This is a genomic window from Nocardia thraciensis (assembly GCF_054782435.1).
In genome coordinates this window covers 296,800-314,267 of the sequence record NZ_BAAGSM010000010.1, presented here as the reverse complement: position 1 = coordinate 314,267, position 17,468 = coordinate 296,800, and the positions used below count along the sequence as shown (strand labels likewise).

16 protein-coding genes and 1 tRNA gene are annotated in these 17,468 nt (G+C 67.8%); 9 read left to right on the top strand and 8 right to left on the bottom strand.

Going from position 1 to position 17,468, the window contains the following annotated elements:
• Positions 1-86 precede the first annotated feature (86 nt).
• Positions 87-1,490, top strand: a complete 1,404-nt coding sequence (locus ACYVLQ_RS04580; RefSeq protein WP_460696091.1) for an MATE family efflux transporter — start codon at positions 87-89, stop codon at positions 1,488-1,490.
• Between the two features lie 123 nt (positions 1,491-1,613).
• Complete coding sequence (locus ACYVLQ_RS04575; RefSeq protein WP_460696090.1) at positions 1,614-2,567, top strand: phosphodiesterase; 954 nt, start codon at positions 1,614-1,616, stop codon at positions 2,565-2,567.
• 274 nt (positions 2,568-2,841) lie between these two features.
• Here ACYVLQ_RS04575 and ACYVLQ_RS04570 read toward each other — a convergent pair whose 3' ends face one another.
• A complete protein-coding gene (locus tag ACYVLQ_RS04570) occupies positions 2,842-4,275 on the bottom strand; it encodes a stealth family protein (RefSeq protein WP_460696188.1) in 1,434 nt (477 codons plus the stop codon).
• 709 nt (positions 4,276-4,984) lie between these two features.
• Here ACYVLQ_RS04570 and ACYVLQ_RS04565 point away from each other — a divergent pair.
• From ACYVLQ_RS04565 to ACYVLQ_RS04555, 3 genes are all read left to right on the top strand, one after another.
• Entirely contained in the window at positions 4,985-5,440 is a 456-nt protein-coding gene (locus ACYVLQ_RS04565) for a flavodoxin domain-containing protein (protein WP_460696089.1), read from the top strand.
• A 132-nt stretch (positions 5,441-5,572) separates the two neighbouring features.
• Complete coding sequence (locus tag ACYVLQ_RS04560; protein WP_460696088.1) at positions 5,573-6,049, top strand: pyridoxamine 5'-phosphate oxidase family protein; 477 nt, start codon at positions 5,573-5,575, stop codon at positions 6,047-6,049.
• Between the two features lie 4 nt (positions 6,050-6,053).
• Entirely contained in the window at positions 6,054-6,350 is a 297-nt protein-coding gene (locus ACYVLQ_RS04555; protein ID WP_460696087.1) for an MTH1187 family thiamine-binding protein, read from the top strand.
• 264 nt (positions 6,351-6,614) lie between these two features.
• Here the strand turns inward: ACYVLQ_RS04555 and ACYVLQ_RS04550 are convergent, their stop codons facing one another.
• Positions 6,615-7,109 carry an SgcJ/EcaC family oxidoreductase gene (locus ACYVLQ_RS04550; RefSeq protein ID WP_460696086.1) on the bottom strand — a complete coding sequence of 165 codons (495 nt, stop codon included), beginning with the start codon at positions 7,107-7,109 and terminating at the stop codon, positions 6,615-6,617.
• A gap of 61 nt (positions 7,110-7,170) precedes the next feature.
• Here ACYVLQ_RS04550 and ACYVLQ_RS04545 point away from each other — a divergent pair, with 61 nt between their 5' ends.
• Positions 7,171-7,809, top strand: coding sequence for a TetR/AcrR family transcriptional regulator (locus tag ACYVLQ_RS04545; RefSeq protein ID WP_460696085.1), 639 nt, complete (start codon positions 7,171-7,173; stop codon positions 7,807-7,809).
• 47 nt (positions 7,810-7,856) lie between these two features.
• Here ACYVLQ_RS04545 and ACYVLQ_RS04540 read toward each other — a convergent pair whose 3' ends face one another.
• The 6 genes from ACYVLQ_RS04540 to ACYVLQ_RS04515 all read right to left on the bottom strand — a co-directional run bounded on the left by ACYVLQ_RS04540 (position 7,857) and on the right by ACYVLQ_RS04515 (position 14,402).
• On the bottom strand, positions 7,857-8,570 hold the full coding sequence (locus ACYVLQ_RS04540; RefSeq protein ID WP_460696084.1) for a nucleoside triphosphate pyrophosphohydrolase: 714 nt from the start codon (positions 8,568-8,570) through the stop codon (positions 7,857-7,859).
• Positions 8,567-12,184, bottom strand: coding sequence for a transcription-repair coupling factor (gene mfd, locus ACYVLQ_RS04535; protein ID WP_460696083.1), 3,618 nt, complete (start codon positions 12,182-12,184; stop codon positions 8,567-8,569). Before mfd ends, ACYVLQ_RS04540 begins: the two co-directional genes overlap by 4 nt.
• 116 nt (positions 12,185-12,300) lie before the next feature.
• Positions 12,301-12,564, bottom strand: a complete 264-nt coding sequence (locus ACYVLQ_RS04530) for a Txe/YoeB family addiction module toxin (protein WP_460696082.1) — start codon at positions 12,562-12,564, stop codon at positions 12,301-12,303.
• Positions 12,561-12,833 carry a type II toxin-antitoxin system Phd/YefM family antitoxin gene (locus tag ACYVLQ_RS04525; RefSeq protein WP_460696081.1) on the bottom strand — a complete coding sequence of 91 codons (273 nt, stop codon included), beginning with the start codon at positions 12,831-12,833 and terminating at the stop codon, positions 12,561-12,563. Before ACYVLQ_RS04525 ends, ACYVLQ_RS04530 begins: the two co-directional genes overlap by 4 nt.
• 78 nt (positions 12,834-12,911) lie before the next feature.
• Complete coding sequence (locus ACYVLQ_RS04520; RefSeq protein ID WP_460696080.1) at positions 12,912-13,559, bottom strand: TetR family transcriptional regulator; 648 nt, start codon at positions 13,557-13,559, stop codon at positions 12,912-12,914.
• 228 nt (positions 13,560-13,787) lie between these two features.
• Positions 13,788-14,402 carry a TetR/AcrR family transcriptional regulator gene (locus ACYVLQ_RS04515; RefSeq protein ID WP_460696079.1) on the bottom strand — a complete coding sequence of 205 codons (615 nt, stop codon included), beginning with the start codon at positions 14,400-14,402 and terminating at the stop codon, positions 13,788-13,790.
• A 234-nt stretch (positions 14,403-14,636) separates the two neighbouring features.
• Here ACYVLQ_RS04515 and ACYVLQ_RS04510 point away from each other — a divergent pair.
• The 3 genes from ACYVLQ_RS04510 (at position 14,637) to ACYVLQ_RS04500 (ending at position 17,300) form a co-directional block, all read left to right on the top strand.
• Positions 14,637-14,707 (top strand) — tRNA-Gln (locus ACYVLQ_RS04510).
• 125 nt (positions 14,708-14,832) lie between these two features.
• Positions 14,833-16,323 (top strand): bifunctional UDP-N-acetylglucosamine diphosphorylase/glucosamine-1-phosphate N-acetyltransferase GlmU, encoded by a 1,491-nt coding sequence (gene glmU, locus ACYVLQ_RS04505; protein ID WP_460696078.1) that lies wholly within the window; start codon positions 14,833-14,835, stop codon positions 16,321-16,323.
• Positions 16,320-17,300, top strand: a complete 981-nt coding sequence (locus ACYVLQ_RS04500) for a ribose-phosphate diphosphokinase (protein ID WP_460696077.1) — start codon at positions 16,320-16,322, stop codon at positions 17,298-17,300. The genes glmU and ACYVLQ_RS04500 overlap by 4 nt, the downstream gene beginning before the upstream one ends.
• Positions 17,301-17,468 lie beyond the last annotated feature (168 nt).

Here is a 17,468-nt window from a genome sequence, read left to right as displayed (position 1 = left end):
ATCGGATTCACGATTTTCGTGAACGACGTTTACATAAGTAAGGTACACCTAACTAACCTGATGATCATCCACCGCGAGGGGGTGCAATGACCGACCGACGAGCGCCGTCCGACTGGCGCAGCCTGACCACGCTGGCCACCCCCATCGCACTGACGCAGCTGGCGCAGGTCGCGGTGTCGACCACGAATATCGCGCTGATGGGTTCGCTCGGCATCACCCAGGTCGCCGCGGGCGGCCTCGCGATCACGCTGTTCAACCAGATTCGCACCATGTGCGTCGGGCTGATCACCGCCACCGGCAACCAGGTCGCCGCCGTGGCCGGTCGTGCCGAGAAGCGCAAGCAGAACGCCGACGGCGAGATCCGCGAGGTGGTGCGTTCCAGCTTCCTGATCGCGACCGCCGCGGGCCTGGTCGGCGGGCTGGTCCTCATCGTCCTGGGCTGGGCGCTGCAGTGGCTCGGGCAGGATGTCGCGGTGCTCGACGCCGCGCGACCGATGATGGTGGCGCTGGCGCCCGGCCTGCTGCCGTGCCTGTGGTTCCAGGTGATCCGCCAGTACACCGTCGGCATGCAGCAGCCGCAGGCCATGCTGTTGGTGACGCTCGGTTCGGTGGGCTTGAATCTCGTTCTGGCCCTGGCCTTCATGCACGGCTGGGCGGGCCTCCCGGCGATGGGACTGACCGGCATCGGCATCGCCACCTCGCTGGTCTTCCTGATCACCTTCGGGGTGTTCTGGGCGATGGTCCGCCGCGATGCCCGGCTCGGGGCGACGCTGCCGGTCCGGATATGGCCCGTGCAGTGGCGCACCATCACCGCGGAACTGCGGCTCGGCACCCCGATCGCGCTCACCTACGGTTCCGAGGCCGGGATGTTCTCCGTGCTCGCGCTGGTGATGGGCGCCATCGGCCCGGCCGCCCTGGCCGCGCACAATATCGTCTATCAGCTGGTCTACATCGTGTTCCAGATCGCGATCGGGCTCTCGCACGGGGTGTCCATCCTGGTCAGCAAGACCGTGGCGCGCGATGAGCACCATCGGGCGCACGGGCTGGCCTGGCTGGCGCTGAAGCAGGCCGCGGTGGTCGCGGCCCTGGTCGGCGTGCTGTACGTGGCGGCACCGGACGCGGTGCTGCGGCCGTTCCTCACCAGCCGCGACGGCGATACCGTCGAGATCGCGCACACCCTGCTGCTGATCGCGATCGTGCTGCAGTTCTTCGACGCGGCGCAGAACATCGGCAACGGGCTGCTGCGCGGGCTCGAGGACACCCGCGCGGGCTTCCGGCTGTCGCTCGTCGGCTACTGGGCTGTGGGATTGCCCACAGCCCTGCTGCTGGCCTACCCCGTCGGGCTGGGCGCCGCGGGCGTGTGGTGGGGGCTGACAGCGGGTCTGGCCGCTACCGCGGTGCTGATGCTGCGGCGCTACTTCTCCCTGCTGGACGTGCGCGAGCGGGCCGAGCCGCGGGTGCTGGCCGGTAGCTTCGGTACCTCCAGCTGACACGAAACCCTCACCTCCGCGTAAGCATGTCGTCATCGCGCGTGGGCACTGTGAGAGAAGCGGCTTCGCTATCCTCGACCGGGAATTCGAAGCCGAGGCAGCGCTACCGCCGGGAGGAAACCGGTGCCCATCAGCAGAGTCGCGGAGTACCCGCGTCCGGACCACGTTCTCTTTCACTTCAGCGACACCCACCTGATCGCCGGTGACGGCGGGCTCTACGGGTCGGTCGATGCCGAACACCGCCTGCGGCAGCTGCTGGCTCGGGCCGAGGCGAGCGGCATCACGCCGACCGCGATCGTGTTCACCGGCGACCTGACCGATCACGGCGAGCCGCTGGCCTACGGCAAGCTGCGCAGGCTGGTCGAGCCGTTCGCCGACCGGCTGGGTGCGCCGGTCGTCTGGGTCACCGGCAACCACGACGATCGGGCCGTGCTGCGCGAGCACCTGCTCGACGAGGACGGCTCGGCCGAACCGTTCGACCGGGTGCACATGTTCGACGGGCTGCGGATCGTGGTGCTCGACACGACCGTGCCCGGGCACCACTACGGCGAGCTGAGCGAGGCGCAATTGGCTTGGCTGCGTTCGGTATTGGCGGAGCCCGCGCCGTTCGGGACGATCCTGACCATGCACCATCCGCCGGTGCCGTGCATTCAGGATCTGGCGGTGACGGTGGAGCTGCGCGATCAGCGCCGCCTTGCCGACGTGCTCGACGGCACCGACGTGCGCAGCATCCTGGCCGGTCACCTACACTATTCGACCACCGCGACCTTCGCCGGAATCCCGGTGTCGGTGGCCACCTCGGCCTGCTACAGCCAGGATCTGGCCGTCGCCGAGGGCGGTCAGCGCGGGCGCGACGGCGCGCAGAGCTTCAACTACGTACACGTCTACCCCGACACGGTGGTGCACTCGGTGGTCCCGATCGACCACGGCCCAACCGTCGGCCAGCCCGCGACCCCGGACGAGGCCGCCGACCGATTGGCCAAGGCGGGCATAGTAATCCCGCCCGCCTCCCGAATCCCCCAGGTCATGCAGCGCCAAGCCGCAGCCCCGGAGTCCGACGACGAATCGGTCCGCTGAGGCCTGCCCGGCATCATCCACCACGCCCGCACTCCCGGCGCACACCACCCCGCACACCCGGCGCACACACCACCCCGCACAAGCGGCGCGCACAACCCCGCACACCCGACGCACACCACCCCGTATTCCCGACGCACACCACCCCGTATTCCCGACGCACACCACCCCGTATTCCCGACGCACACCACCCCGTATTCCCGGCGTGCTTTTGGCCGGGATCCCGTGCGGGATTCCGGCCAAAAGCATGCCGGAATGACGAGGGTCCGCGACGGACCTATGCCGCACCGGGTTCCAGGGCGGCCAAAGGGTCTTCGTCGGCGACCCGTTCCCACGGCGCGGGATCCGGGAAGTATCCCTGGAGGAATTCCGAGACCCTGCGCACGCGCTCGGCCTCCCCGATTTCGGGGAAGCTGCCGTCGTTGAGGCAGAAGAAGTCCACTCGGCGGTGCCGGGCCAGACCGTCCAGCAGAGCGAGACCGGTGTGGCTGGTGGTGTCGACGTAGCGGACCCGCGCCGTCTCCTGCGGCACCGCGCGGCCCGTGAGCAGCGCGTAGTAGTGATAGAGCGAGTTCGTGACCGAGATGTCGGTCGCCGCCCGGAACCGGCTACGCCGGGTGCGCGCGAAGTCGGCGCCGAATTCGCGCTCCATCTCCAGTAATACGCTGCGCCGCAACGGAACCGGGGTGTGCTCCAGGTGCCTGGTGATGACGTGCCCGAACCGCCCCGCCAGCAACTGCCGGTTCACCCGCGCGGCGTTCTCGAATCCGCTGCGCCGCTCGGTGTTCGCGCCCGGCCCGATGCGCGTATCCGCCTCGATGAACCGGCTGATCCCCGCCGGCGTGAAGAACATCGACGGCCGCACCGGGCGCGCGAAGAACATGTCGTCGTTGGAGTACAGGAAGTGCTCCGACAGGCCCTCGATGTACTGCAGCTGGCATTCCACCGCATGGGAATTGAAGACCGGCAGCCCGCTGGCATCCGGGAAGTGATCCACCGCGCGCACGATCGTCACCTTCGGATCGTCGGCGAGCCAATCGGGCACGCGCGAATCGGTGGCGATGAAGATGCGCCGGATCCACGGCGCGTTCTTGTGCACCGAGCGCAGCGCGTATTTCAGCTCGTCGATCTGACGGATGCGGGCGTCGGCGTCGTCACCCTCGCCGACGATCACCTGCGCCATCATTCCCGCACGGCGAGCACGGAATTCGGGATCGGAGCCGTCGACCCAGGAGTACACGATGTCGATATCGAAGTCGACGTCGCCGGGGTGCGGCGCGAACATGCCCGCCAGCGTCGGCCAGCCGGTGTCGAACAGCAGCACCCGCGCCGGTTCGATATCCGCGAGATCGAAGACGTTGCGGGTCAGGGCGTTCGGTCGCGGGCATTCGACGGTGTCGCCGTGGTACTCCCACAGCTCGAGGTCGATGTGGTGTGCCGGATCCAGGTCGCGGCCGAGCCGGAATACGTTGTGCCGCACCTCGTTGCAGCCGAAACCGGCCACCACCGCGGCACCCAGCACCCGGCGCAGCGCACCGCGGTGAGCGGCGTCGACCGCCAGCACCAGGCGATGATCGGAGTCACGCACCAGCAGGAACGGCACCTCCGCGCCCAGCAACTCGGCACGCAGGTACCGCAGATCGTCGACCACCGCCGTCGACACCGCCATATTCGCGACCGCGCCGCCCCCGGCCCGCCCGGTCGTACCCATCGCATCGAATTCCGCCATCACCATCTCCTGCCTTTACTCCGATCCGCGATCCCCCGAGCGGAACCGCGGGCACCATCGACCCATGAACAAAACGCACACCATCGCGCTCCACAGCCACGTGTATCGCCTGCGCAGGCGAGTGCGGGTGCCTCGGCACGCCCATGCACTCGTCTCCACAGGACCAGCCGTCGCGCCCTGCGACGCACATCTGATCTCTCCGAAAAGCCGCGCCCCGCGAACCCGCGCAGTCGCCCGCGCGTAGGCATTACCGCCCTCCGCCCGCGGCGGAGGGCTCACTGAACCGCTGAGCGCGTTACAAGAAGCCGCGCGAGGCGAGACTGTTCGGGAATGCCGCCCACAGTCGGTATCGGAATCCCATGTGCTCTCACCTCACTCGTGTCCGGACGCGCTGCGGCGTCGCATGAATGTTGCTGCGTTCGTCTGCACCGGGAATCGGTGAGCGACTCGCTTCACCGGGCGATCATCGGCCGGTTACGTGCGTGGCCCCGAGAGTTCGGGAACTGTTACGAATGATGAGGCCGTCTGGCCCGTTCGTCAAATGCCGAGGTGCAGGTCCCGCGTAATTTTTCCCATCCGTAACCGGGTCGGCGCCGAACCGCCGGGAAAGTACGGCCCGAGGTACGCCGCCAGGGCACAAGTTAGGATAGGCTCACCAATTGTTTCGGTGGAGACGATCTGAGGAGACAGCGTGCGGGTGGTGATTCTGTTCGGGACCGAGATGGGGACCGCGGAGCGGACGGCCGAGGCCGTCGCGGACGTGCTGGCGGCGAGTCACGATGTGGCGATCCACGACATGTCCGACTTCGATGCCGACGATCTGGACATCCGCAACTTCCACGTCGTCGTCTGCTCCACCTACGGCTCGGGCGACCTGCCCACCGGCGCCGAACCGTTCTTCGCCCAGCTCGACGACCGCCTGCCCGACCTCACCGGCCTGCGGTTCGCGGTCTTCGGCCTCGGCGACACCGTCTACGACGACACCTTCAACCGCGGCGGGGAGATCTGCGCGGAGAAGCTCACCGGCCTCGGCGCCACCCAGGTCGGCGAGCACGCCCGGTACGACGCCTCCACCGCTGTCCGGCCTCAGGATCAGGCGGTCGAATGGGCGCGCACATTGCCGATCGGCGCCCTGACCAGCGCCTGAGCCAGGCGTGGCGAGGCTAACCTTCGTCACTGTGTGTCGAATACACCCCAGCGGGCAAGCGGCGCAACGGTTTACACTGCAAGCAACGCGTGGTCCAGCCCGCCGCGCGAGCCGACCGTGAGGTGACACAACATGGTAGCCGGAGCCCGGGAACGTCAAGAGCCCTCGACGGAGCATCCCGAACTGGACGCTCTGCCCGAATGGCCACTCGACACGATCGCGGTGCTGGTGACGAGCGACCCGCTACCGCACGCCATTCCGGTGTCGTGGCCGGTGCGCGCCGGAGACCGCCGAATCCTGCTGAGCCTCAAGTCCGATCGTGGATCGCTGGCCCGGCTGCGCAAGCGGCCCGATGTCGCGCTGCTGATCCTCGGCGGCGGCAATGTGGCGCTGTGCGCCCGCGGGATCGCGCGCGTGGTGGCCGATCCGATGCCCGAGGCCGAGGATTACGTGGCGGTAGCCATCGATGTCGAGGTGATCGACGACCATCGCCAGTCCGCGTTCGAGGTCGCCGCCGGTATTCAACGCCAGGTGCTCGACGAGTCCGAACTGAAGTACCTCGAATCGCGTGTCGCGACGCTGCGCGCGATGGCCGAGAACCGGAATTAATCCCATGATTGCTGCTTTCTCGGTCGCCCCGCTCGGCACCGGTGAGGATGTCGGACGCGCCGTCGCCGAGGCCGTGCGCGTGGTGCGCGCGAGCGGCCTGCCCAACGAGACCACCGCCATGTTCACCTCGATCGAGGGCGAGTGGGACGAGGTGATGGCCGTGATCAAGCAGGCCACCGACGCCGTCATGGCGATATCCCCGCGCTGCAGCCTGGTGATCAAGGCCGACATCCGGCCGGGAGTGACCGACGGTCTCACCTCGAAGGTCGAGAGCGTAGAGCGCTATCTAGCCCAGGAGTGAGCTGGTATTCCCTCGAGAAGCAGTACGCCGATCTCCAACGCGGCCCCAACGATCCGCTCCCGCGACAATCGAGCAGGCCGCCCCTTCGTGCCACCCTCACTCACAATCAAGCAGTCTGTCACTCCACAACTGCCGCTCCACAGACCCGTCCGACGCACGCCGCATTCTGCTCGCGATCACCGCGCTCGGCGACGACCCGTACGCGCCGGACCTGGATGTAAAGAAACTCCCGGCGATGAGGGGCTGTACGGCCATCCGACCCGGCTACGCCGGTGGCGGGCCGATGCGGCCGTTGTGGAAGGCGGTGAACAGCCATTGGCCGTTCTGCTTGATCGCGGTGCGGGTTTGGATGGACAGGTCCTGCGGGCGGCAGTCGGTGGCGCCGGGGCGGAGTACGCATACGCCGCTCGAGATCACGATCGCCAGGTCGGATGACAGGAACCTGACGCGGCGGTCCTGGGCGGGCTGTATGCGGGTGCCCGCCATGAAGGTGTCGAATCCTTGCTGCATGCTCTCGGCGATCGCCTGACGGCCGTGGATGTGCTCACCGGTGACGGCGACGAAATCGGCGTCCTCGGTGAACGTGGCGGCGAAACCGGGCCCGTCGGCGCGCTCCCAGGCCTGCCATTGCCGCTGTTCGAGATCCGCGAGCGCCGCCTCGTCCGCCGAGCCCGCATCACCCGGGGCGCCTGCCGAACATGCCGCCACGGTCAGGGCCAATGCCGTCAGCGCGACAGCGATCTGCACGGTCTTCCGCATCACACGCTCCTAAAACTAGAGTTAGACTCTAGAGTTTATATCTAGAGGTAAGCTCTAGTCCATGGCGAGAAAGCAGAGCGCACGAGCGCGGCAGACCCGCCGCCGCATCCTCGACGCGGCGGCGGAGCTGTTCGTCCGCGACGGTTACGGCGCCACCACCCTGCAGGACATCGCCGACCGCGCCGGAGTGTCGGTCCAGTCCGTCTACTTCGTCTTCGGCAACAAGCGCGCGCTGCTCAAGGAGCTGGTACGAGCGACCGTGGCCGGTGACGACGAGAGCACGGCCGTGCGCGAGCAGGAATGGTTCGACAACGCCCTGACCGCCGCGACGGCCCGCGACCTACTGCGGACCGCGGTACGCGGCGGGCGGCTCATCCTCGACCGCGTCGCACCCATCGCCAAGGTGGTGGACACCGCGATCGCGGCCGACGCCGAGGTGAAGGAGGAACTGAATCAGGACGACAACAGCAGGTACGCGAATATCCACACGGTGGCCGAGGCCATGGCCCGCAAGCCGGGATTCGCCGCCGGACTCTCCGCCGCGGACGCCGCCGATGTGCTGTACTGCCTGCTCAGCCCCGAGCTCTACCTCTTGTTCGTCCGGGACCGCGGCTGGTCACCGGAGCGGTGGGAGACATGGACCTACCAGACCTTGTGCGCCCGACTGTGCGATCCGCCCGCACCGGACGAAAGCGGCTGAGCGCCTTGCTGATCCGCACCACCCGGGCGCCCGGAAGGGCCGATCGCTCAGCTCGGCCAATGGGTGTGCCAGTCTTCCTCGGTGAGTGCCGTGCGTTCGCCGCGAGCCGCTTCGGCCGCGTCTTCAGCCGCGCGAAGCCGCCCGGCGAACGCCACAGTCGCTTTGCGTAGACGCTCTTCGGCGCTGTCGTCGCCGCCGAGGTGCACTACGCGCAGGTCGTCGGGGATCAGGTCCTCGGGCAGGCCCGCCTTCAGGCTGCGAGTGCGGATCTTCTCGGCTAGGGCCAGGGCCGGTTGGGCCATGGCGATGCCGTCCAGGCAGGAGCGGCGGGCCTTCTCGCTGGCTTTCCGTTCCTCCCAGGCACTTTCCTGAGCGGCGATCTTCTCCTCGATGCTCGCACCGGGGTCGATCCCGCCGTCGAGCAGGTGGGGGCTGCGGTGCGTCAGCTTGGCCACCAGCGCGGCGGCCACGTCGTCGACGGTGAATTCGCCTGCGGCCTCGGCGATCCGGGAGTGGAACAGCACCTGCAGCAGCAGGTCGCCCAGTTCCTCCCGGATGGTGTCCACATCGCCGTGCTGGATGGCGTCGAGCAGCTCGTAGGTCTCCTCCAGCAGGTACGGCCGCAGCGAATCGTGGGTCTGGGTGACCTCCCAGCCGCCGAAACTCCACAGCCGGTCCATCACCTCGACCGCCTCGGCGAGGCCGTGCGCCAGTCGCGCCGAATCCGCCGCGGCGGGATCGGCGCCGTTACCCGCACTCATCGCGTTGCCATCACCTCGGTGGCGACGCGCAGATCCACCGTGCCCTGGGGCTTTCCGTCCAGCGCCAACAGCAGATCGGCGACGAACTGCAGCACCTGCACGTCCCGGACCCGGGCCGCGCCGACGCTGTCCTCCACGCGCGGCAGCGGCAGCTGCACGATCGAGGTGGTGGGCCGGTAGGTGGCGTTGGGGTACAAACGCTCGAGCCGCAACTGTTTCGAATCGGGCAGCTGGATCGGCGAGAGCTTCAGCGTGGTACCGCTGACGCCCACCTCGGTGATCCCGTACTCGCGGCACAGCAGCCGCAGCTTGGCCACCGACACGAGGCGCCCGACCTCCACCGGCAGCGGCCCGTAGCGGTCGACCAACTCCTCGACCACCCCGGCCAGGCCCGAATCGTCCTGTGCCGCGGCGAGTTTGCGATACGCCTCCAGCCGCAGCCGGTCGCTGGCGATGTAGTCCGGCGGGATGTGCGCGTCCACCGGCAGGTCGATGCGCACCTCCTTGATCTCCTCGTCGGTGCTGATCGGACGACCGTCGGCGGCGGCGCGGTACGCCTCCACGGCCTCGCCGACCAGCCGGACATAGAGATCGAAACCGACCCCGGCCACATGTCCGGACTGTTCGGCGCCGAGCACGTTGCCCGCGCCGCGAATCTCGAGGTCCTTCATCGCCACCGCCATACCCGCGCCCAGGTCGGAGTTCTGGGAGATGGTCGCCAGGCGGTCGTAGGCGGTCTCGGTGAGCGGCTTCTCCGGCGGATACAGGAAGTAGGAGTATCCGCGCTCGCGGCTGCGCCCCACGCGGCCGCGCAACTGGTGCAGCTGCGAGAGGCCCAGCGCGTCGGCGCGTTCCACGATCAGCGTATTGGCGTTGGAGATGTCGAGCCCGGTCTCGATGATCGTGGTGCACACCAGCACGTCGTATTCGCGCTCCCAGAAGCCCTGCACCGTCTTCTCCAACCGGTCCTCGTTCATCTGGCCGTGCGCCACCACCACCCGCGCCTCGGGCACCAGCTCGCGAATGTGCTTGGCGGCCTTGTCGATCGATGACACCCGATTGTGCACGTAGAACACCTGGCCGTCGCGCAGCAGCTCGCGCCGGATCGCGGCGGCGACCTGCTTGTCGTTGTAGGCGCCGACGTAGGTGAGCACGGGATGGCGCTCCTCGGGCGGGGTGAGGATGGTCGACATCTCGCGGATGCCCGCGAGGCTCATCTCCAGGGTGCGCGGAATCGGGGTGGCCGACATGGTCAGCACGTCGACGTGGGTGCGCAGCGCCTTGATGTGCTCCTTGTGCTCGACGCCGAACCGCTGCTCCTCGTCGATGACGACCAGGCCGAGTTCCTTCCACCGGATCCCGGTCTGCAGCAGGCGATGCGTGCCGACGACGATGTCGACCTCGCCGGAGGCCATGCCCTCCAGCACCTGTCGCGATTCGCCCGGATCGGTGAAACGCGACAGCCCCTTCACCGTCACGGGGAACCCCCCGACCCGCTCTTGAAAGGTCTGCAGATGCTGCTGCGCCAGCAGCGTCGTCGGCACCAGGACCGCGACCTGCTTGCCGTCCTGCACGGCCTTGAACGCCGCCCGCACCGCGATCTCGGTCTTGCCGTAGCCGACGTCACCGCAGATGACGCGGTCCATCGGGACCGCCTTCTCCATATCGGACTTCACCTCGGCGATGGCGGTCAGCTGGTCGACGGTCTCGGTGAAGGCGAACGCGTCCTCCATCTCCTGCTGCCACGGCGTGTCGGGGCCGAAGGCGTGGCCGGGGGCCGCCTGCCGGGCGGCGTACAGCTGCACCAGCTCGGTGGCGATCTCCCGAACCGCCTTGCGGGCCTTGCGTTTCGTATTCGCCCAGTCGGAACCGCCCAGCTTGGACAGGCCGGGCATCTCGCCGCCCACGTACCGCGACAGCTGATCCAGCGAATCCATCGGCACGTACAGCCGGTCCCCCGGTTGTCCGCGTTTACCGGGCGCGTACTCGATTACCAGGTACTCGCGGCGCGCCCCGCCGACGGTGCGCTCGATCATCTCCACGAACCGGCCGATGCCGTGCTGGTCGTGCACCACCAGATCGCCCGCGGACAGCGCCAGCGGGTCCACCTGGTTGCGGCGGCGCGCGGGCAGTTTCTTGCCCTCGGCGGGTGCGGTGACCCGGTTGCCGGTGAGGTCGGATTCGGCGACGACGACGAGCTGGGCGTCGTCGAACACGATGCCGTCGTGCAGCGATCCGCACAGCACCCCGACCAGCCCGGGAACCGGCTCGGCGCCCGGATCCAGCGACGCCGCGGGCACCTCGGCGTCGGCGAGGCGCTCCTGGATGCGTTGCGCCGTGCCGTGTCCGGCGACCACGATCACGGCGCGACCGCCGGTGGACACGTGGGCGCGCAGCGAGGCGAAGACCGTCGCCACCAGTTCCTCGGAGCCCCGGGCGGCGGGCGCGGCGAGCACCGGCAGCACCACCTCGGCGGGATCGTCGGCGGCCAGTGGGCTCAGTGTCCACCACGGCAGGTCGCGGGCGTCCGCGCTCGCGTGGATCACGTCCAGCCCGCGGTAGGACGAGGCCGCCAGGTCCAGACCGTGCGCCCCCAGCGGCGCCGCGCCGCCGAACGAGGCCGCGGTCCACGACGCCTCCAGGAACTCCTGCCCGGTGCGGACCAGGTCGGCGGCGCGGGTGCGGACCTTCTCCGGATCACACAGCAGCACATGGGTTCGCGGCGGCAGCACCTCGGTGAGCAGTTGCAGGCCCTGCGGCCGCAGCACCGGCAGCAGCGCCTCCATACCCTCGACCGGAATACCCTGGGAGAGCTTCTCCAGCATCTCGACCAGTGCCGCATCGGCCGGGTTCTCCGCGGCCACCTCGGCGGCCCGCAACCGCAGGTCGTCGGTCAGCAGCAGCTCCCGGCACGGTTGCGCCACAACGACATCCACCTCGACCTCGGGCAGCGACCGCTGGTCGGCCACCGAGAACGGGCGCAGCTCGGTGACCTCGTCGCCCCAGAACTCCACGCGCACCGGGTGGTCGGCGGTCGGCGGGAAGAGGTCGAGAATGCCGCCGCGCACGGCGAATTCGCCGCGCTTGCCCACCATGTCCACCCGCTCGTAGGCGAATTCGACCAGGCGGGTGGTCAAATCGTCGAAGTCGTACTCGGTGCCGACGCGCAGCGCGATCGGCTCGATATCGCCGAGCCCGGCCGCCATCGGCTGCATCAGCGAACGCACCGTGGTCACCACCACCCGTAGCGGCTCGGTCTGCACCGGGTCCTCGGGGTGCGCCAGGCGCCGCAGCACCTGCAGCCGCCGGCCCACCGTATCGGCGCTCGGCGACAGCCGCTCGTGCGGCAGCGTCTCCCAGGACGGGAACAGGGCCACGCCCGCGCCGAGCATCTCGCTCAGCTCGACCGTCAGATCGTCGGCCTCGCGCCCCGTCGCGGTCACCACCACCAGCGGAGCCTGCCCGGCGATGGTCGCGGCCACGAACGGCCGCACCGCCGACGGCGCCACCAACTGCACGGGCGAGCGCCCGATCAGGTTCTCTACCTGCGACAGCGCGGCATCGGCACCGGCCACCGCGGCCAGTCCCGCAAGAGGTGGACGATGGGTGGGCATGAGGCAGACTCCTGGCGCGAGCGGGCAATTGAGGACGGCCAATCGAGTCTAATCACCACCTCCGACATGCCTCGTCGTCCGGTGCGTTGCGCCCCCGCAGCGGCGGTCTCCGGCAGTCAGCGCCCGTAGTGGGATCTCATCTTCAGAACTCGAACTTCCGAATCATCGACCCCATAGACCAGCCGATGTTCGTCATCGATACGCCGTGACCAGTAGGCCTTCAACTGCCCCTTCAACGGCTCAGGCTTACCGATACCGGCGAAAGGATCGCGCTCGATCTCTGCGATGAGACGTCCGATCCGCTTGGCAAGCTTCACGTCGGCGCCGAGCCAGTGCAGCATGTCCTCCCAAGCACCGGGACTGAAGTGCACAGACCTCACTCATCACCCACCATGGCCTGCAGCTCCTCCATTGTTTTGACGACACCGGGCGCACCAGACTTATCCCATGCGATGGCCTCGAGAAGGCGCTTGGCGTCAGCTGGCGAGCGCAGCAAGTAAATGGTCTCCTGCCAGGAGTCATAGTCGTCAGCCGACATGAGCACGGCATCACCCCCCTTGGAGTTGATGCGCACCGGCACGTGGTCGTCGTTTACCTGCTGGATCAGCGGAAACAACCTGGTACGAGCTTCACTCGCGCTGATAGCCATCGAAAGACCTCCTCGTTCTGGTACCAAAAAATCGTACCACAGTCGTACGAACTTTCGGTACCACTCAAAGGGACGGCCTCAGGGTACGTAACGGCGTAATCGCCTGGCCGCGAACTCGCGGAAGTACGCCACCTTCTCGTCCGGGACGATCGATGGCAGCAGGAAGTACCAGACCCGCTCCATGCGGGTGGCCATCTGATCGATGGAGTCGGTGCCGACGGCGGTGATGTGCACGCCGGAGGACATCTCCTGCAGTAGCAGGCCGATGGTGTCGGGCTCCAGGTCCGGTTTCAGGTCGCCCTGGGCGATGGCCCGCTCGGCCAGCAACCGGTGCGTCTCGCCCCAGGTCTTGGCGATGTTCTCGCCGCTGGCCCCGCGGTAGTCGCCGATCTGGTGGGTGAGCTTGAGCATGGCGCCCACCATCGGATCGTTCATGGAGAGGTCGGCGACCACGTATGTGATGCCGATGCTGGCCTCGAGCGCGGGCACCCGGGGATCGAAGAATCCCTGGCAGGCGCTCACCAGCCGCTCGTTGCCCTGATCCACCACGGCGCGCGCCAGCTCCTCCTTGGAGCCGAAGTGAAAGTACAAGGCGCCCTTGGTCACATTGGACTGTGCGATGATCTCGCTCAGGCTCGCGTTCGCGTAACCCAGCCGCAGGAAGACATCGGCCGCGCCCGCAAGGACGGAATCGCGAGTGATCTCCGCACGCGCTTGCCTAGCCATCAGATCCGCCTGTCATCAAACCAGCCATCCTGAAGTAGACCGACATCCCGAAGTAGACCGACAACTCAGCTCGAACAGCACTCGAAGGATGGGTGAACCGTACCACCCGACAGGCCCGAGTCAGTGGAATCGAGCATTCGGACCAGCCTCCTTCGCAAATTTTGGGTTAACCGTCCAGTTCTTCCCTCCGAGTCGGCGCGTCGCGCGCCCGAGTCCGCGTCGCGCCCGCTAGGTCGCTGTCCCGCTGGGCCATTCGGAGGTCAGTTGCGGTTTGGCTTCCAGGTGGGTCAGACCGTTCCAACACAGGTTCACCAGGTGCGCGGCGACCACCTCTTTGGAGGGCTGCCGCTCGTCCAGCCACCAGGTCGCGGCCGTAGCCACCATCCCGACCAGCGCCTGCGCGTAGAGCGTGGCGAGGCTGATGTCGAAGCCGCGACGCTCGAAATCGCCGCCGAGAATATGGGCCACCTGATTGACCGCCTCGTTCAGCAGGCTCGAGTAGGTGCCCACCGCCGCCGACACGGGTTGGTCGCGCATCAGGATGCGGAAGCCGTCCGTGCGCTCCTCCATGTAGGTCAGCAACGCCAGTGCCACCTGTTCCAGGCGGACTCGGGAGCGATTCTGCGTGAGCGAGGAAGTGATCATGTCCAGCAGCGTCGACATCTCCCGGTCGACGACCACGGCGTACAGGCCCTCCTTGCCCCCGAAGTGTTCGTACACAACGGGTTTGGAGACCTGGGCGCGCTGCGCGATCTCCTCGATGGAGGTGGCGTCGTAGCCGCGCTCGGCGAACAGCGCGCGGCCGATCTCGATCAGCTGCTGGCGGCGCTGGGTTCCGGTCATGCGGGGGCGCGGTGCCCGACTCGCCTCACTCGAAGTCATGCAGCGCCGCCTCCCTGCGAATCCCGTCCCGATCGACCGATAACTCTTCCAGACGCCTCGGCCGCCGCAACTCCGGGTGGCGGTTCCCGGCCATCGAGCGGCGTGGAGCGGTTCGACGTAACGGCCTCGGCATGCGAGGATCATTCCCGCGTGCCGTGGCGCAGCGACGGATCCGAGGGTCCGCCGGTGCGATAATCCGCCGTAGTGTAATGGCAGCACCACTGATTTTGGTTCAGTTAGTCCAGGTTCGAGTCCTGGCGGCGGAGCTCGGGGGCACGGTGATCGAGACAGGCCGACCCGGCGACTATGGTCGGTCGGCAGCGTCCGAAAGGACCAGTGTCCGACAGGACCGAGGACAGCCCACACGAGGACAGGCAGCCGAGGGAGATCCATGCCACAGCAGACCGCCGTCGTCGTTCTCGCCGCCGGTGCCGGAACTCGAATGCGGTCGAAGACACCCAAGGTGCTGCATTCGCTGGCCGGACGCAGCATGCTCGCACACGCGTTGCATGCGGCGAACGAGATCGACCCCGCCTATCTGATCACCGTGATCGGGCATGATCGCGAGCAGGTGGGCGCGGCGATGAATTCCGTTGCGGCGGAACTCGGTCGCGAGATCACACCGGCGGTGCAGGAGCGGCAGCTGGGCACCGGGCACGCGGTGCAGTGCGCGCTGGCGGCGCTGCCGGCGGGGTTCGCCGGGGATCTGCTGGTCACCTCCGCCGACGTTCCGCTGCTGGACGGCGACACGCTGTCCGCCCTGCTCGCCGAGCACCGCAGCTACCCGGAACCCTCCGCGGTGACCGTGCTGACCTTCGAGCCCGACGACCCGAACGGCTACGGCCGCATCGTCCGCGACGCCGACGGCCGCATGCTCGAGATCGTCGAACACGCCGACGCGACGCCCGAGCAGGCGGCCCTCACCGAGGTCAATTCCGGCGTCTACGTTTTCGACGCGGCCGTGCTGCGCACCATGATCGGCCGCCTCACCACGGCCAACGCCCAGCACGAGCTGTACCTGACCGATGTGCTGAAGCTGGCGCGCCAGGCCGGGAACCCGGTGCACGGCGCGCGGCTGGTCGACTCCGCCAAGGTGACCGGGGTCAACGACCGGGTGCAGATGGCCGATGCCGCGCGAATCTTCAACCGCTACATCCTGGAACGGCATATGCGGGCCGGGGTCACCGTCATCGATCCGGCCACCACCTGGGTGGACGCCGGGGTGCGGATCGGCCGCGACGCCACGCTGCGCCCGGGTGTACAGCTGCTCGGGAATACGGTCATCGGTGAGGATGCCGAGATCGGGCCCGATTCCACGCTCACCGATGTGGTGGTCGGCGACGGGGCGAAGGTGGTGCGCACGCACGGCGAGGGTGCGACCATCGGCTCCGGCGCATCCATCGGCCCCTTCGCCTATCTGCGCCCGGGCACCATCGTCGGGACCTCGGGCAAGCTCGGAGCCTTCGTCGAGTCCAAGAACGCGACCATCGGTGCGCACTCCAAGGTGCCGCATCTGACCTACGTCGGCGACGCCACCATCGGCGAGTACAGCAACATCGGTGCGTCCAGCGTGTTCGTGAACTACGACGGGGTGAACAAGCACCATACGGTGATCGGATCGCACGTGCGCACGGGCAGCGACAATATGTTCGTCGCACCTGTGACGGTCGGTGACGGAGCCTATACCGGAGCAGGTACTGTGCTGCGTAGAAACGTCCCACCGGGCGCACTCGCGGTGTCGGGCGGGGCACAGCGCAATATCGAGGGCTGGGTGCAGCGGAACCGACCCGGGACCGCTGCGGCGCAGGCGGCGGCGGACGTAAACGCGGCCAATGACACGTCGAGTCAAGCAATCGAGCAAAAGGATGGCAACAGAGAGTGACCGCGTTCTCGACCGATAACCACAAAAACCTGATGCTGTTCTCGGGGCGCGCCCACCCCGAGTTGTCCGAGCAGGTTGCGAAGGAACTCGACGTTCCCATCACCCCGCAAACCGCCCGCGATTTTGCCAACGGAGAGACGTTCGTCCGGTTCGAGGAGTCGGTGCGCGGCTCGGACGCCTTTGTGCTGCAAAGCTTCCCGGCCCCGCTGAACGAATGGTTGATGGAGCATCTCATCATGCTCGACGCGCTCAAGCGCGGCTCCGCCAAGCGCATCACCTCGGTGCTGCCGTTCTATCCCTATGCCCGGCAGGACAAGAAGCACCGCGGCCGCGAACCCATCTCCGCCCGCCTGGTCGCCGACCTGCTCAAGACCGCGGGCTCGGACCGGATCATCACCGTCGATCTGCACACCGATCAGATCCAGGGCTTCTTCGACGGCCCGGTCGATCACATGCACGCGTTGGTGCAGTTGTCGGAGTACGTGCGCCAGCACTACACGCTCGACAACATCACCGTCGTCTCCCCGGACGCGGGCCGCGTGAAGGTCGCCGAGAAGTGGGCCGATTCGCTGGGCGGCGCACCCGTGGCGTTCATCCACAAGACCCGAGACCCGCTGGTGCCCAACCAGGTCAAGTCGCATCGGCCGGTCGGTGACGTGGATGGCCGTACCTGCATCCTGATCGACGACATGATCGACACCGGCGGCACCATCGCCGAGGCCGTGCGCGTACTGCGCGAGGCCGGTGCCGGTGACGTGGTCATCGCCGCCACCCACGGCGTGCTGTCCAACCCGGCCGCCGAGCGTCTGTCGGCCTGCGGCGCCCGGGAAGTGATCGTCACCAACACCCTGCCGATCACCGAGGACAAGAAGTTCCCCTCGCTGACGGTCCTGACGATCGCCCCGCTCCTGGCCCGCACCATCCGCGAGGTCTTCGAAAACGGATCCGTAACCGGCCTGTTCAACGGCTCCGCCTAGATTCCGGCCAAAAACACGCCGGAATGACGGGTCACCCCGCCATTCCGGCGCGCCGACCATCCAACCTCCATTTCCGGCGCCTGCCCCTCACTTCCCGGCGCGCTGCCCCCTCACTTCCCGGCGTACTGCCCCCTCGCTTCCCGGCGTGCTGCCCACCCACTCCCGGCA

Excerpts from the sequence above, each read along its gene's own strand:
- ACYVLQ_RS04580 (WP_460696091.1), top strand. The coding sequence starts at position 87 with ATGACCGACCGACGAGCGCCGTCCGACTGGCGCAGCCTGACCACGCTG.
- ACYVLQ_RS04570 (WP_460696188.1), bottom strand. The coding sequence starts at position 4,275 with ATGGGTACGACCGGGCGGGCCGGGGGCGGCGCGGTCGCGAATATGGCG.
- ACYVLQ_RS04560 (WP_460696088.1), top strand. The coding sequence starts at position 5,573 with ATGGTAGCCGGAGCCCGGGAACGTCAAGAGCCCTCGACGGAGCATCCC.
- ACYVLQ_RS04555 (WP_460696087.1), top strand. The coding sequence starts at position 6,054 with ATGATTGCTGCTTTCTCGGTCGCCCCGCTCGGCACCGGTGAGGATGTC.
- ACYVLQ_RS04550 (WP_460696086.1), bottom strand. The coding sequence starts at position 7,109 with ATGCGGAAGACCGTGCAGATCGCTGTCGCGCTGACGGCATTGGCCCTG.
- ACYVLQ_RS04545 (WP_460696085.1), top strand. The coding sequence starts at position 7,171 with ATGGCGAGAAAGCAGAGCGCACGAGCGCGGCAGACCCGCCGCCGCATC.
- ACYVLQ_RS04540 (WP_460696084.1), bottom strand. The coding sequence starts at position 8,570 with ATGAGTGCGGGTAACGGCGCCGATCCCGCCGCGGCGGATTCGGCGCGA.
- mfd (WP_460696083.1), bottom strand. The coding sequence starts at position 12,184 with ATGCCCACCCATCGTCCACCTCTTGCGGGACTGGCCGCGGTGGCCGGT.
- ACYVLQ_RS04525 (WP_460696081.1), bottom strand. The coding sequence starts at position 12,833 with ATGGCTATCAGCGCGAGTGAAGCTCGTACCAGGTTGTTTCCGCTGATC.
- ACYVLQ_RS04520 (WP_460696080.1), bottom strand. The coding sequence starts at position 13,559 with ATGGCTAGGCAAGCGCGTGCGGAGATCACTCGCGATTCCGTCCTTGCG.
- ACYVLQ_RS04515 (WP_460696079.1), bottom strand. The coding sequence starts at position 14,402 with ATGACCGGAACCCAGCGCCGCCAGCAGCTGATCGAGATCGGCCGCGCG.
- glmU (WP_460696078.1), top strand. The coding sequence starts at position 14,833 with ATGCCACAGCAGACCGCCGTCGTCGTTCTCGCCGCCGGTGCCGGAACT.